Origin of the sequence: Actinophytocola sp. NPDC049390 (assembly GCF_044466355.1) — a bacterium.
Classification (GTDB): Bacteria; Actinomycetota; Actinomycetes; order Mycobacteriales; family Pseudonocardiaceae; genus Actinophytocola.
The window spans coordinates 109,573-126,801 of the sequence record NZ_JBITMQ010000011.1 but is presented as its reverse complement, the minus strand read 5'-3'; the positions used below and the strand labels follow the sequence as shown (position 1 = coordinate 126,801).

Sequence of the window (17,229 nt, the reverse complement as noted above, 5' to 3'; positions counted from 1 at the left end):
TCACCTCAGCTTCGGGTCGAGGGCCTCACGCACCGCGTCGCCCAGCATCACGAACGCCAGGACGGTCGCGGTCAGGAAACCCGCCGGGAACAACAGCATGTGCGGCGCCACGCGGACGTAGTTGCGGGCGTCGGAGATCATCACGCCCCACGACACGGCCGGGTCGCGCAGGCCGATGCCCAGGAACGACAGCGTGGCCTCGGCGCTGATGAACGCGCCGAGCGCGATCGTGGCGTACACCAGCACCGGCGCGAGGCAGTTCGGCAGCAGGTGCTTGAAGATGACCCGCGACGGCGACGCGCCGAGCGCACGCGCGGCCTTCACGTAGTCCTGCTGTTTCGTCGCGATCGCCGCCGAGCGCATGATCCGCATCGCGACCGGCCACGACAGCACGGCGATCGACGCCACCACCGCCGACACGATCGGCACCGCGCCGCGGATCTCCGCGTTGCGCACCAGGTTCAGGATCACGATCGCGCCGAGCACGAACGGCAGCCCGAAGAAGATCTCCCCGAGACGGGACAGGAGGCTGTCCACCCAGCCGCCGAAGTAGCCGGCGAGGATGCCGAAGAACCCGCCGATCAGCACGGTCAGCACGCTCGCCGCGACGCCGACGAGCAACGTCCAGCGGGTGCCGTACACGACACGGGCGAACACGTCGCGGCCCTGCAGGTCGTAGCCGAACCACGCGTCCCCGGACGGCGGCTGCCGCGAGAAGTCCAGGTCCTTGTGCCCGGGGTCCACCGAGGTGAACCAGCCGGGGAACACCGCGACGACCACCAGCAGCAGGATGATCGCGCCCGAGACGATGAACAGCGGCCTGCGGCGCAGGTCCCGCCAGGCGTCCGACCACAGGCTGCGTGGCTTGCCGGGTTCCCCGGTCTGGTGTCCTGGCGCCGTGACGTAGGCCGAGACGTCCTGGTCCGCGGCCGTCCCCACGGCCGCGGTCGTCGGGTCAGTCATAGCGGATCCTCGGGTCGAGAACGGCGTACAGGAGGTCGATCAACAGGTTCACCAGCAGGAAGACGAGCACCAGCAGCACGACGACACCGACCACGATCGCACCCTGCTTGTCGAGGATCCCTTCGAACACCAGCCGGCCGACACCGTGGATGCCGAAGATGCCCTCGGTGACGATCGCGCCGCCCATCAGGTTGCCGATGTCGGTGCCGAGGAAGGTGATCACCGGGATGGCCGAGTTGCGCAGCAGGTGGATACCGACGATGCGGCGTTTCGGCTGCCCCTTGGCGAGCGCCGTGCGCATGAAGTCGGCGCGCCTGTTCTCCGCGACCGACGCGCGGGTCAGGCGGGACACGTACGCCATGGACACGCTGCCGAGCACGAACCCGGGGATCAGCAGCTCGCCCCACGTCGCCTTGGACGAGACGGTCGGGGTGAGGATCTCCAACTGGAAGCCGAGCACGATCTGGATCACGAAACCGGTGACGAACGTGGGGATCGCGATCAGGAACAGCGTCGACACCAGCACGAGGTTGTCGAGGAACCCCCGGCGGCGCAGGCCGGTCATGATGCCCGCGCTGATGCCGATGATCGCCTCGATCGCCACCGCGACCACCGCGAGCCGCAGCGACACCGGCGCCGCGTTCGCGATCATGTCGCCGATGGGCTGCTCGGCGTAGGTCTGCCCGAAGTCACCGGTGAGCAGCGCCCCCATGTACTTCAGGTACTGCACCACGACGTTGTCGTCGAGGTTGTACTTGTCGGTCATCGCCGCGATGAACTGCGGTGGGCACGGCCGCTCGCCGCACATGCCGGTGAACGGGTCTCCCGGCACGGCCCACACCAGGAAAAAGATCAGGAACGTGGTCCCGACGAAGACCGGGACCAGTTGCAGCAGACGGCGGAGGACGTAACGTCCCATGTCATCTCCCTCGAACCCCCGAGTGGGCCGGCACCCGGTCCGGATGCCGGCCCACCCATGCCGCTGGCGGTTACTTGACCTCGACGAACGAGAGGTCCAGTTCACGCTTCGGGGTCAGTCGCACGTTGGTCAGCCGCTCCGACCAGCACGCGATGGACGGCGTGTCCCACAGCGGGACGCTCGGCATGTCCTCGGCGATCAGCTCCTCCGCCTCGTGGTAGAGCCGGTACGCGTCCTCCGTCGTCTCCGCGGAGTCGGCGGCGGCGAGCTTGGCGTCCACCTCCGGGTTGGAGTAGTCGTTGTCGTTCGACGAGCCACCCGTGCGGTAGATCGGGTTCAGGAAGTTCTCGATCAGCGGGTAGTCCGCGAGCCAGCCCGACCGGTAGATCTGCGACATCTGGCGGGCGTTGATGGCGTCCCGGATCTGGCCGAACTCCTGGACCGGCTCGAAGGTGCACTCGGTGCCGAGCGCGTCCTCGATCTGGCCGCAGACGGCCTCGATCCACTCCTTGTGTCCACCGTCGGCGTTGCTGGTGAGCTCGATGGGACCGGTGAAGCCCGACTTGTCGAAGAGCTTCTTGGCCTCCTCCGGGTTGTACTCACACCACTTGCCGCAGGCGCCGTCCTGGTAGCCCGGCACCTTGTCCATGGCGAAGCCCTTGATCGGCCTGCGGTTGCCCTCGAAGATCGTCTTCGTGACCTGCTCGCGGTCGATCGCCATCGAGATCGCGTGCCGGAAGTCGACGCTCTGGTACTTCTTGTCGTACAAGGGGAACGCGAGCGCCTGGATCGCCATGACCGGGTAGGCCTTGGCGCGGCCGGGCAGGTCGGTCTCCCAGACGTTGCCCGCGATCGCCTGCGGCGGCGCGGTGTCGAGGAAGTCGAGCTGGTTGCCCTTGATCTGGGTGTACGCGGCGTCCGCGTCGGTGAAGACGAACTTCACCTTCTTGATCTTGGGCTTGTCGTCGCCCTTGTACTCCTCGAAGCGCTCGATCTGCAGTTCCTGGTTGGGAACACGGGCGACGTACTTCCAGCCACCGTTGCCGACCGGGTTCTTCTTCCACGTCTCCGGGTCGGTGAAGAACGACTCCGGCATCGGCATGAACGCCGAGTAGCCGGTCTTGTCCTTGAAGATCGCGTGCGGCTTCGTGAACTTGATCTTGAACTCGTAGTCGCCGACCTTGGTAAGACCGGAGAGCTTGTCGGCCTTCGGCTTCGCGGGCTCCTTCGGCCCGTCCGGGCCGTCGGGGTCCGGCGTCCAGACGTCCTCGAAGCCCTGGATCTGCGTGAAGAACGTCGCGTGCTGCTGCGCGTTCGGGCCGTACGCCGTGTAGTTCCAGGCGTTGATGTAGCTGTCGGCGGTGACCGGCGTGCCGTCGTGGAACGTCCAGCCCTCCTTCAGCTTGACGGTGTACTCGTCCGGCGCGGTCAGCTCGAACGACTCCGCGTTGGCCTCACGGGGCTGCCCGGAGACGGGGTCGTAGTCCATCAGGCCGGTGAACAACGCGTCGATGATCTTGCCGCCACCGGTCTCGCTCGTGTCCCCGGGGACCAGCGGCCGTTCCGGCTCGGTGCCGAACACGGTGACCTCGGTCGACTCGTTCTTCGCCGGATCACCGGCACCCGTGCCGGGCTCCTCCTCGCCGCCGCTGCTGCAGCTCGTGATGGCGAGCGCAGCGGCAATCGGAATCGCTCCGGCCGTCAACCAGCGCGGTCTACGCATGGGGGTTCCTCCTCCAAACCTGGCCGTCCTCCCGGAATGTGAGAGGACGTTAACGGTCCGGAGTTGCACGGCCCAGGCGCTCAAGAGTCACAAAGAAATCACAATCGTCCCGCCGAGAGGCCAAACAGGACGCTACGGAGTGGCGCGGTGACGGCGCGCGATCGGGATTGCGCCATCCGGGTGGCATCTCCCGGCGGTCTTCCGTTCACCGCAAGGAAAGCGCGATGCCGTCGAGGATGTCGTGCTCCGAGACGAGAAGTCCGTCCACACCAGGGAGTTTGTCCGCGAGCACCTCGGTGATGAGCGCGCCGCCGCCGATCACGTCGACGCGACCGGGGTGGATGACCGGGTTCGCGGCGCGCTCTTCTTTCGTGGCAGCGAGAAGTCGCTGGGCCGTTCGGCTGATCTGCTCGCGCGAAAGGCGGGACAGGTGCGTGCGTTCGGAGTCGTACTCCGCAAGTCCCTGCGCCAGAGCCGAAAGCGTGGTGATGGTGCCTGCCACGCCGACCCACGTCCGGGCCTCCGCGACCGGCACGGCGTCGAACGCGGGCTGCAGGGTCTGCGCCGCGAACGCGCGTGCGGCCGCGATTTCCGCTGCTGTGGGCGGGTCCGTACGCAGGCAGCGCTCGGTGATCCGCACGCAGCCGACGTCGACGGACTGCGCACCGGTGATCTCCGCGCGCTTCCCGTCCCACGTGCCGACGACCAGTTCGGTCGACCCGCCACCCAGGTCGGTGACCACGAACGGCCCCTCGTCGGGGTCGAGGTCGCCGACCGCGCCGGTGAACGACAGCCGCGCCTCCTCGTCGCCGGAGATGACCTCGGCCTCGACACCGAGGAGTTCCTTGGTCATGGCGAAGAACTCGTCGCGGTTGGTCGCGTCGCGGGTGGCGGACGTGGCGACCATGCGCACCCGCTCCGCGCCCTTGCGAACGCAGATCCGCGTGTAGTCGGCGAGTGCGTCCCTGGTGCGCGCGATGGCGGCGTCCGACAACCGCTTCGTCGCGTCCACCCCTTCGCCCAGCCGGACGATGCGCATCTCGCGGTGCACGTCGCGCAGGTGAACGGACCCGTCCTCGTGCTCGGTCAGGTCCGCGACCAGCAGCCGGATGGAGTTGGTTCCGCAGTCGATCGCCGCTACTCGTGCCATGCGGCAAGCCTAGGTGGAACGCCAGGTCGGGTTACCGCCAGCACCGCGTGCGGGGACGGGCGAGTCTTGACGCCATGGATCTCAACCTCAAGGGCAGGACGGCCCTGGTCACGGGCGGTACGAAGGGCATCGGCCTGGCGATCGCGCAAACGCTTGCGGCGGAAGGGATGTCGGTGGTCGCCGGCGCCCGGTCCGCGGCCGACATCGACGGGGTGACGGTCGTCCCCGTGGACCTGTCCACGTCGGACGGCCCGGCCGCCCTGGTCAGCGCCGCGATGGAGTTGTTCAGCGGCATCGACGTGATGGTGAACAACGTCGGAGTGAGCGAACCGGGCGCCTCGGTGCTCTCGTTCACCGACGAGTCGTGGCAGCGGATCTTCGACGCCACGTTCTTCTCCGCCGTGCGCACGATCCGCGCGGCGGTGCCGCACATGCGCGAGGGCGGGTCGATTGTGAACATCAGCTCGCTGAACGCACGGCTGCCCGCCGGCATGATCGCCCCGTACAGCGCGGCGAAGGCGGCACTCACCAACCTCGGCACGATGCTGTCGGAGGAGCTGGCACCCGCGATCCGCGTCAACACGGTCTCCCCCGGTCCGGTCCGCACCCCGATGTGGACCGGGGAGCACGGCTTCGCGCACGTGTTCGCCGCACAGCTCGGCACCACCGCCGAGGAGGTGATGGACCGCGTGCTGCCGGAGACGATGGCCATCACGGCGGGCCGGGTCGGCGAACCGCAGGAGGTCGCGGACCTCGTCGCGTTCCTCGCGTCGGACCGCGCGGCCTGGATCACGGGCGCCGACTACGTGGTCGACGGCGGCATGTACAAGACCGCCTGACGACAGCCCCTATATATAAGGAAGGACGCGGCCCGATTCGGGGCCGCGTCCTTCCTTATATATAGGGGTCAGCTGGCGGGCGCGCCCTCGGTCGGCGTGACGGAGGTTTCCGACGCCTCACCCGCGGTGGTCGTCGGCGTCGTGGACGGGCTGCACGGCTCCGTGGTCGACGTGGTCGTCGGCGCCGCACCGTCGGTCGTCGTCGTCGTGGTGGTGGTCGTCGTCGTGCACGGCGGCGTGGTCGTCGTCGTGGTCGTCGGCGTGGTGGTGGTCGTGGTGGTCGTCGTCGTGGTCGTGGTGGTCGTCGTGCCGTCGCTGCTGGTGGTCGTCGTCGTGGTGGTCGTCGACGTCGGCGTCACCTTCGTCGTGGTCGACGACGACGGCGGCCGCGGCGAGTTCGTCGACGGGGTCGGCCTCGGCGCCACGTTGCCGAGCGACGGCGGGCCCATCGCGTACGCGTCCGTGTCCGGGGGCACCGGGTCGGCGGCCATCGGGCTCACGCCGCGCGCGTACGCGTCGGCCCAGGCGAGCACCGTGACCACGTAGCTGTTCGAGTGGTTGTAGCGGAACACCGCGGTCGCGCGGTCCTGCGGCTTGGACAGGTCCATACCGCCGGAGCACAGGTACTTGCCCGCCGCGACCGTCGCGTCGAAGACGTTGTGCGGGCTGCGCAGGCCGTCGCCGTTGCCGTCCGCCGCGTAACCCGCCCACGTCGACGGGATGAACTGCATCGCCCCGACCGCGCGGTCCCAGCGGGCGTCGCCGTCGTAGGCGCCGCCGTCGGTGTCCTGGATCGCGGCGAACCCGCCGCCGTTCAGCACCGGGCCGAGGATGTGCGGCACGGTGTTGCCCGCGCCGTCGAGCATGCCGCCGCGCGCGTGGTTCGACTCGACCTTGCCGATGCCCGCCAACAACGACCAGTGCAGCTTGCAGTTCGGCTGGGTCGACGCGAGGGTCGTCGCCGCCTGCATGTACGCCTCGAGCATCGTGCCGTTGATGGGGTGCCGGCCCTTGGGCACGTCGCGGCCGAGTTGGAAGACCTTGTCGTCGTCGTCGACGCCGTCGAGCAGGTCGGCACCGATCTCGTCGTCCTCGGCGACATCGCCGGAGGCGCTCACCGAGCCGGGATCGGTCATGCCGTTCAGGCCGTCGCCGACTCCACCCGCGACCTGGATGGGGCTGCTGGCCAGACTGATCGGTTCGCCGGCCACCGCCGCGGCCACCAGCAGCATCGTGCTGGTCGCCGCCGCGAGCTTTCTGCGCCGTCGCCGCAGCTGCCGCTCAGCTGCTTTTCCGTTCCGCGCGCTCACCAGTACCGAACCCCTTCGCCGAGCCCACGGACAGGTCGCCGTCCGTCGCAGCCTGTGTTCCGACTGCCACCGTCTCATGAACCATCATCACAAGAAAGGGGTCAGCCGACGGTCAAGTCGGAAACCTTACGCATCCTCGACGTGGTTATAGGGCCTCCTGGTTGCCCTTTCGGGCGCGGAAGGCGGCCTGGGAACGAAACTTGCCGTTTACCAGTTGGGCCCGGTCACGCGCAGTCCCCGGCCGGCCAGTCTGCCTTGAGCAGCTCCACCGTCTCGTCTCCGAACGGGTTCACGCCCGGCCCGACGGCGAGCGCGTGCGCGACGTGGACGTGCAGGCACTTGACCCGGCCGGGCATCCCACCTGCGCTGACGTCGGTGCCGAGCGGCTCGATCGCGTCCCGCTCAGCCAGGTACGAGTGGTGCGCCGCAAGGTAGGCGGCGGCCAGCTCCTCGTCGTCGGCGAGCCGCGCGGTCATCTCCTTCATCAGCCCGCTCGCCTCGATCGTGCTGGTCAGCGACGTCAGGCGCGGGCACGTCAGGTAGTAGAGCGTGGGGAACGGCGTGCCGTCCTCGAGCTGGGGGCTGGTCTGGATCACGGCCGGATGTCCGCTCGGACAGCGGTACACCACCGCCCGAATGGCACGTGGCGGCCTGCCCAACTGTGCGGCCACGGCGGCGCGGTCGGCCTCGCTTACCGTCATTCCCCCGACACCGCGTTCCACAGCAGCTGATACCACGACGCTTCGTTCACCTTGTTCTTGTCCGGTTCCTGACTGCCCTCGGCCTGACCCTCAGGCAGTTCGACGATGTACGGCGTCTCCCCCGGCATCACGTACCGCAGCCGCCGCCGCGCCTCCGCCTCGACCTGCGCCGGGTCGTCCAGCTCGGCCTTCCGCGCCTCCAACGCGTCGACCTCCGCCCGCAGCTCGGCCTGCAGTTGCTCCTGCCGTGCCACGTCGTCGCGCTGACCGAGGTAGGTGCGCAGCGGCACCGCCACCGACAGCGCGAGCGCGCAGAACACGATCGCGAAGACCGCGGCCCGCCGCGTGGTCGAGAGCCCGAACGTGGCCGCCGCACGCACGGTCCTGCTGCGGGCCGTGCGCCCGGGGGACACCGGACGCGCGGGCCTGCCGTCCCGTGGCCTGCGCACGCTCTGCGGGCGCCGGCCACCGGCGGTGCGCCGTCGTTCGGTGTCCCGTCCGGGCTCGTCGGCCATGCGCCTCAGCTCTCCGGGTTGTACCTGGGGAACGCGAGGTCACCGGCGTAGCGGGCCGCGTCACCGAGGATCTCCTCGATGCGCAGCAGCTGGTTGTACTTCGCGGTGCGCTCGCCGCGGGCGGGGGCGCCCGACTTGATCTGCCCGACGCCGGTGGCGACGGCCAGGTCCGCGATCGTGGTGTCCTCGGTCTCGCCGGACCGGTGGCTCATCATGCTGCGGTAGCCGTAGGAGGTGGCCAGGTTGACCGCGTCCAGCGTCTCGGACAGCGTGCCGATCTGGTTGACCTTCACCAGCAGCGCGTTGGCCGCGCGGCGGGCGATGCCCTCCTCCAGCCGCTCCGGGTTGGTGACGAACAGGTCGTCGCCGACGATCTGGACGCGCTCGCCGATCTCGTCGGTCAGCCGCACCCAGCCGTCCCAGTCGTCCTCGGACAGCGGGTCCTCGATCGACACGAGCGGGTAGGCGTCGAGCAGCTCGCCGTAGTAGGCGGCCATCTGCTCGGCGCTGCGCTTGGTGCCCTCGAAGACGTACGCGTCGTCGGAGTAGAACTCGGTCGCCGCGACGTCCAGGGCCAGCGCGACCTGCGAGCCCAGCTTGTAGCCCGCCTTCTCGATGGCCTCGACGATCAGGTCGAGCGCCTCGCGGTTGCTCTTCAGCGACGGCGCGAAACCGCCCTCGTCGCCGAGGCCGGTGGCGAGGCCACGGCTCTTGAGCACCGACTTCAGCGAGTGGTACACCTCCGAGCCCCAGCGGAGGGCCTCGCGGAAGGACTCCGCGCCGATCGGCGCGATCATGAACTCCTGGATGTCCACGTCGGTGTCGGCGTGCGCGCCACCGTTGAGGATGTTCAGCATCGGCACCGGCAGCACGTGCGCGTTCGGGCCACCGACGTAGCGGAACAGCTCCAGGCCACTGGTCTCCGCGGCGGCCTTCGCGACGGCGAGGGACACGCCGAGGATGGCGTTGGCACCCAGCCGCGACTTGTCCGGCGTGCCGTCCAGGTCGACCAGCTTCTGGTCGACGATCCGCTGGTCGACGGCGTCCACGCCGGAGAGCTCGGGCCCGATCTCGTCGAGCACCGCCGCGACGGCCTTCTCCACGCCCTTGCCCGAGTAGCGCTTCGCATCCCCGTCGCGCAGCTCCACGGCCTCGTGCTCACCCGTGGACGCACCCGAGGGCACCGCCGCGCGGGCCAGCGTGCCGTCGTCGAGAGCGACCTCCACCTCGACGGTCGGGTTCCCACGCGAGTCCAGGATCTCCCGCGCGCCGACCTGCTCGATTACCGCCACGTGCTTGCTCCTCAACCGGTTCAGGGATGACTCGACACGAGAGTACCCAGCCGCTGGTTTCCCCCGTTGGAGGCACGCGCATCTCGGGGGTGAACGGAGCGTGATCACCCGTGTGGATCTTCGCAGAACACCCCGGTCAGGGGTAGCGTTGAGGCCACCATGACTCCAGACGCCCAGGGCAACTTCGAGGCGTTCCGCCGCGCAGAGTCGCTGGTGGCGCAACGTCGGCCCCTGGACGCCCTCGCGGCACTCGCGCCGGTGCTCGACGCGGAACCGGACAAATCGTCCGTGCATCTGCTGGCCGGTCGCGCCTACCTCATCTCCGCGCAGCTCCGCCGGGCCGAGCAGGCGTTCCGCCGCGTCATCGAGCTGGACCCGACCGACCACTACGCGCTGTTCGCGCTGGGCAAGACGCTGCAACGGATGAGCAGGCTGGCCGAGGCGCAGACGCAGCTGCGGCTCGCCGTCGCCATGCACCCCGACCCCGCGTACCAGGAAGCGCTGGGCGAGGTCAGCGCACGGTTGTCGGTGGAACGCGACCGCTAGAGGTTCGCGGCGGCGCGGGCGTATGCGTCCGCGCCGTCGAACACGTTCCGGCCGTAGGTCACCGACTCGTTGTAGGTCAGCACGGCCTGCCACCACCCGGCCGCACTCGACAGGTCGCCGCCGGAGGCGCACAGGTAGCCGGCGGCCGACAGCGCGGCGTCGTCGATGTCCTGCGGGTCGGGCGAGGCGCCGTCGCCGTTCTCCCGGACGCCCCAGCGCGCCCACGTCGTCGGCAGGAACTGCATGGCGCCGACCGCGCGGTCCCACGTGGTGTCGCCGTCGAGGCGCCCGCCGTCGGTGTCGGCGATGGCCTTCACCCCTGGCGAGCCGTCGAGCGGGATGCCGATGATCGGCGGCGTCAGGATGCCGTCGTCACCGATGCTGGTGCCGTTGTAGCGCCCGTGGTGCGACTCGACCCGGCCGACGCCGGCCAGCGTCGCCCAGTTGATCTTGCAGTCGGGGTCGCTCGACCGGATCGCGACCTCCGCCCGTGCGTACGCGACGAGACTGCGTGCCGGGATCTCGGTCTTCTCCGACAGCCGGTCGGCCCACACCTCGATGGTCGCGGTGCCTTCACCCTTCGCGATCGCGGCGGCGGTCGGCACCGTGGCGCCGGGGGCCGCGTTGAGCTCCGGAACCGCGAAGCCCGGGGGCGGCGGGACGGGGGCGGGCGGCGGGGTGGAGAGCCGGTCGAGGCCGATCACGACGACCGTCACGCCCGCGACCAACGCCGCGACCACCAGGATCACCCAACCCAGCCGACGGCGGGGTGGGGGCTCCGGCGTGGGACGGTCGATCGTCGGAACGGGAGAGGACACGACGCCAGGCTACGTATCTCCGCGACGTGGTGTGGCTCACCCAGGTGAAAAGGGCTGCGACTCGTCCGGTTTCGGTCCCGGTGCACCATGCCTGACCTGCACAGACGGCGGATTCCGTGTAGTGCCGAACACGTTTCGTCGCGGCGGTCTCGACCGGCTACTCGAGCGGCCGTCGCGCCGAAACCGCGTACAGCAGAGGGATCCGGGGTGCCTCGTCGGGCAGGCGGAACCACCCGTCGTCGTCCTGGACCATGCCCTGCCAGCGGGGCCAGGGCAGCTTGGCCGTCTCCCGAAGCCGCTCGATCACCAGCCCGGCGCCGACGAGCGCGTTGACCACGGCCGCGACCTCGTGCCGCCATTCGTAGGCGACACGGGCCTCGGTGAGCGGCGGCCCGTCCGTGTAGGTGTAGGTGGCGTCCCGTTTCTCGGCCCCGCGTCCCGAGAGGAAGTCGTTGCGCAACACCAACTCCTGGCTCCCGTCGGCCGGCGGCACCACGCCGAGCGCGTACAGCAGCGGGTGGAACTCGACGACGTAGAAGGAACCCCCGGGCCGCAACAACCGGCTGACGACGTCCGCCCACACGTCGAGATCGGGCAGGTAGCACAGGGCCCCTTTCCCGGTGTAGATCCGGTCGAAGGTCCGCCCACCCAGCACGTCGAGGGCGTCGTACACATTGCCCTGTACGTACTCGATGTCCACCCCGTGCCGGTTCGCGACGGAACGGGCCTGGACAACGGACTCCCCCGAAATGTCCAGCCCGACGACCCGGGCCCCGCGCCGGGCGAGCGCGACGGTCTCCACCCCGAGGTGGCACTGGAGATGCAGCAGGTCAACCCCGTCCAGCTCCCCGAGATCCCCCCATTCGTACTCGGCGAACCACGACTCGGCGGGCCGTGATCCGTCGACCCCGTAGAACGAACTGGCGAGATGAATGGGAGTCCGCTGATCCCAGTTGGCCTGGTTGGCCAGCATCATCTCCTCGACCTGACGCTCAAACCCACGCACACGGCCATACAGCCACACCGAGAAGACCCGTGTCCACCGACGCCAGTAGGAATCAAGCGAGAACAACCCAGTGGGGGGGGAGCCCGCGACACGGGCCCACGCACACCCAGAACGACCGGTCCTGACGACCACCTCCTCACAACGTCCTGGTGCCGGTCACGCCAACGGCGGCAACTCGGGCCGCACAGCGGCGGGTGTGACCTCCAGCGCCTCCAACGCCACCCGGACCGCGGCGTCCAGCTGTGGATCCCGGCCCGCGGCGTGGTCCTGCGGCGCCATGACCACCTCGACGTCCGGATCGACCCCGTAGTTCTCCACGCCCCACCCGGGCCCCTCGATCCACGTGGCGTACCGGGGCTGGGTGACCAGCGTCCCGTCCACGAGGTGGTACCGCATGTCGATCCCGATGACCCCACCCCAGGTCCGGGTCCCGACCACCGGCCCGATCCCCAGCGCCTTGATCGCCGCGTTGACGATGTCCCCGTCCGACCCGGAGAACTCGTTCGCCACCGCCACGACCGGACCCCGCGGCGCGTCGTGCGGATAGCTCTCGGCCGCGTGCGCGTCCCGCGTGATCTGCCAGCCGATGATCTTGCGGCCGAGCTTCTCCACCACCAGCTGGGACAGGTGCCCACCCCGGTTCTCGCGCACGTCGACGATCAGGCCCTCCCGCCGGACCTCCAGCCGCAGGTCACGATGCAGCTCGGCCCAGCCGCTCGCGATCATGTCCGGCACGTGCACGTAGCCGAGCCTGCCGCCGCTCGTCTCGTGCACGTACGCCCGTCTGCCCGCCACCCAGTCGTGGTAGCGCAGCGGCATGTCGTCCCACAGCGGCACCACGACCACGCTCCGGTTCGCGCCCCCGCCACCAGGTGCGATCACCAGCTCCACCGGCTTGTCCGCGGTGCCGGCCAGCAACGGGAACGGCCCCACCACCGGGTCGACCGGCCTGCCGTCGACCGCGACGATCGCGTCACCCGCCCGGACCGCCACCCCGGGCGCGCGCAACGGCGACCGTGCCCGCGGGTCGGACGACTCCCCCGGCAGGATCCGCTCGACCCGCCACACCTCCCCGTCGCGCACCAGGTCCGCGCCGAGCAACCCGAGCCGCCGCGCGGACTCCACCCCACCGTCCGGTGGCGTCACGTACGCGTGGGAGGTACCCAGCTCGCCCTGCACCTCCCACAACAGGTCGACCAGTTCGTCGTGCGAGTTGACGGTCTCCACCAGCGGCCGGTATCGCGCCAGCACGCCCGGCCAGTCGACACCGCTCATGTCCGCGCGCCAGAAGTGGTCCCGCATCAGCCGCCCGGCCTCGTCGAACGACTGCCGCCACTCCGCCGCCGGATCGACCCGCACCCGCACCCGCGACAGGTCCACCCACACGTCGTCACCGTCGTCGGACGAGTCCGGCTTCGCGTCCGCCGCCTGCACCCGCAGCCGCGAACCCTCGCGCACCACCAGCCGTTCGCCGTCGCCGGTCACCCACACGCCGTCGACGCCGTCGTTCAGGGTCTCGTGCTTGCGCTTGACGAAGTCGTAGCGCTCGAGGACGGTCTTGTCGCTGCCGTCGTCGTCACCGTCGCCGTCGTGGCCGAGCACCCCGGACAGCGTGTACCGCAGCCACACCAGCCCGTTCTTCACCGCGAGGAGATGGCCGTACCTGGCGGCCTGCACGGGCAGCGCGACCACCCGTTCGCCGAGCCCCTCCAGGTCCACCGCGGTGCGCGGCGGCGTGTCGTCTCCGTCGCTGTCCCTGCCGTCCTTCTCCTTGTCCTTGCCGTCCGGCTCGTCGTCGACCGGTCTGCCCCGCAGCTGCGGCGAGAACGGTGACGGCGTGGTCGCCGCGAGCGGCACGAGGTGTGGCCGGGTGCCATACGGGAAGGACATGTCGAACACGTGCGTGTCGTAGACCGGGTCGAAGCTGCGCATGGACAGGAACGCGAGGTGCTTGCCGTCGACCGTGAACTGGGGGTCGGAGTCGACGAACCGAAGCGGCGTGACGTCCACAATGGACAGATCGGTGGTGTTGGCCATCCTGATGTTGCGCAACGGGTTCGGCCCCGGGTGCGACCACGCGAGCCACGCCGAGTCCGGCGAGAACGCGAGATCGCACGGGTCGCCGTCGGTGGTGTGGACCAGCTCGTGCAGCTCACCGGTCTCCACCTCGACGAGCAGCACCCGGCCGTCGTGCGTCGCCACCGCGACCCGCCGCCCGTCGGGGGCCGCCGCCAGTTCGAGGACCCTGCCGAGCCCGCCCACCCCGATCCGGCGCGGGGTCGTGCCCGCCGCCGCCCCGTCGACCGGCGAGATCTCCAGCGCCTCCTCGCCGTCGGCGTCGGTCACCCACACGACCTGGTCGCCCATCGTGCGTGGGTGCCTGGCCCGAACCCCCGGCTCTGCGGACAGCGCACGCACCGGCCCGTCCCGGTGCGTCAGCCAGTGCACGGTGCCACGGACCTCGATGGCGCTGCCCCGGCCGGTGTGGTCGGGCCCGATGTCGCCGAGCTCGTCCGCCGCCCGCACCGGGTACGGGGCGCGGGCGAGCCGCGGCCCGCCGAGCCGGATGTCCAGCTCGCGCGGCTCGCTGTCGAGCCCGTCCACCAGCCACAGCCGCCCGGCACGGTGGAAGACCACCCGCCGCCCGTCGGTCGTCGCGTTGCGCGCGTAGTAACCCCCGGGGGCGTCGACCGCGTGCCTGCGCAGATCCGAGCCGTCCGGCAGGCACGAGTACAGCTCGCCGACGCCCTCGTGGTCGGCGAGGAACGCGATGCGGTCGCCCACCCACATCGGCGACGCCAGGTTGCCGTCGAGGTCCGGGAGGAAGCGGCTGAACTCACCGGACCCGTCCGCGTCGAGCCACAGCTTGCCCATCGTGCCGCCGCGGTACCGCTTCCACCACGCCGGTTCCCGGGAGGTCGCGCCGAGCAGGAGCACGGCACCGTCCGGCCCGGTGGCGATGCCGCCGACCGGCCCGTACGGCAGCTTCCGCGTGCCGCCGTCCTGGGCGACCGCGTACGCCCACGTCCGGCGGATGCTCGGCTGCCCGACCGTGCTGATCGCCAGCACCTCACCCGCCGCCGTCCACCCGACCACCTCGGTGTTGACGTCCGCCCAGTGCGTCAGCCTGCGGCTTGGCCCGCCGTCGGCGGGCGCGACGTGCACCTCCGGCTCGACGTCGCGCCAACTGGTCCATGCCAGCTGCGCGCCGTCGGCGGAGAAGCGCGGCGAGCTGACCGTGACCTGGTCGGCGGACACCCGCCAGGCCCGGCCACCGCCGAGCGGTGCCAGCCACACGTCGTCCTCGGCCACGAAGGTGACGAGTTCGCCGTGGAGGTGTGGGAATCGGAGGTACGCGTCGTTCACGGCCGCCACGTTAGCGGCGATCACCGACGAAATGACGGTCAAAAAGGGCAGTCCGCCGGACGAGTGCGAGCGAATGTCCCATTCGTACGGACATCTTCGTGACATCGGCGCACGTCAGCCCCATCGTGGAGGCATGACACCGATGAACAAGACCGATGCGGAATCCGTCAGGACGGCCAGAAACGACGCCATTCGGGTTCGGTCATCGTGGCCGGGTCCACGCCCGCGGAGCGGGCCGCGTCCTCGGCGGCACGCACGTCCGCCGCGAACTTCCTGGCCTCCGCGCGCAGCGCACCCTCCGGATCGTCGCCCGCGAGCTTCGACCGCGCCGCCGCCCCGAAAAGCGGCGAGCCGGGCAGCAGATCCGCGGGCAGGCCTGCACGCCTGGTGCGCTGCACCAGCTTGGCGGCCAGCGCCAGCGCGGGCTGTCCCATCGCCACGCCGTCGACACTCGACGCGCGCTTCTTCTCCTGCTGCTTCAACTGTTCCCAGCGGTGTTCCTGCGTCCGTGCGTCCCGCACCGCCGGGTCCCCGCCCGCGAACACGTGCGGGTGGCGGCCCACCAGCTTCGCCACCAGCTCGGCCGCCACGTCGTCGATGGAGAACGGAGCGTCCGGTGCCTCCTGCGCCACCCGGGCGTGGAACAGCACCTGCAGCAGCACGTCGCCGAGTTCTTCGCGCAGTGCGGCGCGGTCACCGTCCTCGATGGCTTCCAACAGCTCGAAGCATTCCTCGACGAGGTACTGCTTCAGCGAGTCGTGCGTCTGTTCCACGTCCCACGGGCAGCCGCCCGGCGAACGCAGCCGATCCATCACCGCGACCGCGTCCAGCAGACCGGAGCCGTGTCCCGACTTCGGCCGGACGACCTCGGCGCCACGAGCCACCAGCTCCACGGCCGCCGGCTCGTCCAGGTCCTCGGTCAACAGCACGATCGGACCGGACAGCACCTCGTCCGCGAGCCGTTTGGGTGACGGCGCGTCCGCTGCCGAGTACACGGCGGCCGCGGCACGCACGAGCGGGAGCGCGGCCACCGGAACCGAGTCACCGGGGCCGAGCAGCACGACGGCCGTTCCCGTCGGCGTGGCCTCGGCCGCGCGTGTCACGGCTTGTCGGTCCCCGGCACCAGCAGCAGCCCGGCGACACTGGCCTCGGACTTCGGCAGCACCTTCATCTCGGCGACGTTCCACTCGCCGTAACGGGGGCTCACCCGCAGGTTCTTGCTCATCGCGTGCTCACGCAGCAGGTACTTGCCGAGAAACGGCAGCTGGTTCGGGTCCACCTGGCTCAGGTCGGTCTCGGGCGACGGGCTCGACGCGACCTGGCTTTCCAGCACCTGCACGACGACGAAGCCGCCCGGGCTCTGGTCGGTGGCGGGCTGGTTGATGACGAGCACCGAGTCGTCCGGCAACAGCAGCTGGAGCGCGCTGAGGCTGGGGCCGGTGCTCACGTCGAGCTGCGGCGGCATCTCCGGGGAGGATGCCGACTCCATGAGCGAAGCGCCCTGGTCCGGGTTCGCCGAGATCTGCTCGGCGAGCTTCTTGGCGGCGTCGTAGTCACTCAGCGATGCGGCGTTGAGCGACACGTCCGCGCGGCCGACGTACTTCCGCACCAGCTCGATGAGCAGCAGGTTGTCGCCCGCGTACGCGTCGAAACCGCGGGCGCGGTTCACCAGCGCGGGCACCAGCTGCTCGGCGGGCACGCTGCCGTCGGCGGGCAGCTCCTGGGCGAGCGGGTCCTGCTCACGCAGCTGCGCGAGCTGCTCCTGGTCGACCCGGAGGTTCTCCTTCTCGGCGACCTCCATGAGCAGCTCGTGGGTGACCAGCTGCGACACGACCTCCCGCGCCACGAGGTCGAGCTTGTGCTGCTGGGCGAGCGGCCGGGCAGCCGGTTCCTTGACCACCTTGTCGATCAGGGACTGCACGTCGTCGACCGAGATGACGTGGTCGTCGATGATGACGGCGGAGTTGACCTGGCTTGGCCCGGTCCCACACGCGGTCAGCGTCGCGACCAGCGCGGTCACGGCGGCGAACGGCGCTACGGCACGGCGAAGGACACTCGTCACGGTCGCCAAGCCTCTCACA

At 70.2% G+C, this 17,229-nt stretch carries 15 protein-coding genes; 2 read left to right on the top strand and 13 right to left on the bottom strand.

Annotated elements, in window-relative coordinates; genetic code table 11:
* The 4 genes from ACIBVP_RS28500 to ACIBVP_RS28485 all read right to left on the bottom strand — a co-directional run bounded on the left by ACIBVP_RS28500 (nucleotide 1) and on the right by ACIBVP_RS28485 (nucleotide 4,755).
* Nucleotides 1-963, bottom strand: coding sequence for an ABC transporter permease (locus ACIBVP_RS28500; protein ID WP_396109428.1), 963 nt, complete (start codon nucleotides 961-963; stop codon nucleotides 1-3).
* Nucleotides 956-1,882, bottom strand: coding sequence for an ABC transporter permease (locus ACIBVP_RS28495; protein WP_396109427.1), 927 nt, complete (start codon nucleotides 1,880-1,882; stop codon nucleotides 956-958). Before ACIBVP_RS28495 ends, ACIBVP_RS28500 begins: the two co-directional genes overlap by 8 nt.
* 70 nt (nucleotides 1,883-1,952) lie before the next feature.
* A complete protein-coding gene (locus ACIBVP_RS28490; protein WP_396109426.1) occupies nucleotides 1,953-3,605 on the bottom strand; it encodes an ABC transporter substrate-binding protein in 1,653 nt (550 codons plus the stop codon).
* A gap of 205 nt (nucleotides 3,606-3,810) precedes the next feature.
* On the bottom strand, nucleotides 3,811-4,755 hold the full coding sequence (locus ACIBVP_RS28485) for an exopolyphosphatase (protein WP_396109425.1): 945 nt from the start codon (nucleotides 4,753-4,755) through the stop codon (nucleotides 3,811-3,813).
* Nucleotides 4,756-4,829: 74 nt separating this feature from the next.
* Here ACIBVP_RS28485 and ACIBVP_RS28480 point away from each other — a divergent pair, with 74 nt between their 5' ends.
* Nucleotides 4,830-5,594: an SDR family oxidoreductase gene (locus ACIBVP_RS28480; protein ID WP_396109424.1), complete on the top strand. Its 765-nt coding sequence runs from the start codon at nucleotides 4,830-4,832 to the stop codon at nucleotides 5,592-5,594.
* A gap of 68 nt (nucleotides 5,595-5,662) precedes the next feature.
* Here ACIBVP_RS28480 and ACIBVP_RS28475 read toward each other — a convergent pair whose 3' ends face one another.
* From ACIBVP_RS28475 to eno, 4 genes are all read right to left on the bottom strand, one after another.
* A complete protein-coding gene (locus ACIBVP_RS28475; RefSeq protein WP_396109423.1) occupies nucleotides 5,663-6,904 on the bottom strand; it encodes a lytic transglycosylase domain-containing protein in 1,242 nt (413 codons plus the stop codon).
* A 224-nt stretch (nucleotides 6,905-7,128) separates the two neighbouring features.
* The gene (locus ACIBVP_RS28470) at nucleotides 7,129-7,605 is read right to left on the bottom strand and encodes a DUF501 domain-containing protein (RefSeq protein ID WP_396109422.1); all 477 of its coding nucleotides are present in this window, start codon (nucleotides 7,603-7,605) and stop codon (nucleotides 7,129-7,131) included.
* The gene (locus ACIBVP_RS28465; protein WP_396109421.1) at nucleotides 7,602-8,120 is read right to left on the bottom strand and encodes a septum formation initiator family protein; all 519 of its coding nucleotides are present in this window, start codon (nucleotides 8,118-8,120) and stop codon (nucleotides 7,602-7,604) included. The genes ACIBVP_RS28470 and ACIBVP_RS28465 overlap by 4 nt, the downstream gene beginning before the upstream one ends.
* A 5-nt stretch (nucleotides 8,121-8,125) precedes the next feature.
* Nucleotides 8,126-9,412: a phosphopyruvate hydratase gene (eno, locus tag ACIBVP_RS28460; RefSeq protein ID WP_396109420.1), complete on the bottom strand. Its 1,287-nt coding sequence runs from the start codon at nucleotides 9,410-9,412 to the stop codon at nucleotides 8,126-8,128.
* 159 nt (nucleotides 9,413-9,571) lie between these two features.
* On the opposite strand from eno, the gene ACIBVP_RS28455 reads away from it, so the two are divergent.
* Complete coding sequence (locus tag ACIBVP_RS28455; protein WP_396109419.1) at nucleotides 9,572-9,958, top strand: tetratricopeptide repeat protein; 387 nt, start codon at nucleotides 9,572-9,574, stop codon at nucleotides 9,956-9,958.
* On the opposite strand, the gene ACIBVP_RS28450 is transcribed toward ACIBVP_RS28455, so the two are convergent.
* The 5 genes from ACIBVP_RS28450 to ACIBVP_RS28430 all read right to left on the bottom strand — a co-directional run bounded on the left by ACIBVP_RS28450 (nucleotide 9,955) and on the right by ACIBVP_RS28430 (nucleotide 17,210).
* Nucleotides 9,955-10,776: a lytic transglycosylase domain-containing protein gene (locus ACIBVP_RS28450; RefSeq protein WP_396109418.1), complete on the bottom strand. Its 822-nt coding sequence runs from the start codon at nucleotides 10,774-10,776 to the stop codon at nucleotides 9,955-9,957. The genes ACIBVP_RS28455 and ACIBVP_RS28450 overlap by 4 nt on opposite strands.
* A gap of 157 nt (nucleotides 10,777-10,933) precedes the next feature.
* The gene (locus tag ACIBVP_RS28445) at nucleotides 10,934-11,782 is read right to left on the bottom strand and encodes a class I SAM-dependent methyltransferase (protein WP_396109417.1); all 849 of its coding nucleotides are present in this window, start codon (nucleotides 11,780-11,782) and stop codon (nucleotides 10,934-10,936) included.
* 156 nt (nucleotides 11,783-11,938) lie between these two features.
* Nucleotides 11,939-15,148: a PDZ domain-containing protein gene (locus tag ACIBVP_RS28440; RefSeq protein WP_396109416.1), complete on the bottom strand. Its 3,210-nt coding sequence runs from the start codon at nucleotides 15,146-15,148 to the stop codon at nucleotides 11,939-11,941.
* 167 nt (nucleotides 15,149-15,315) lie between these two features.
* Entirely contained in the window at nucleotides 15,316-16,251 is a 936-nt protein-coding gene (locus ACIBVP_RS28435) for a MazG family protein (RefSeq protein WP_396109415.1), read from the bottom strand.
* Nucleotides 16,248-17,210 (bottom strand): hypothetical protein, encoded by a 963-nt coding sequence (locus tag ACIBVP_RS28430; protein WP_396109414.1) that lies wholly within the window; start codon nucleotides 17,208-17,210, stop codon nucleotides 16,248-16,250. Before ACIBVP_RS28430 ends, ACIBVP_RS28435 begins: the two co-directional genes overlap by 4 nt.
* Nucleotides 17,211-17,229: the final 19 nt, after the last annotated feature.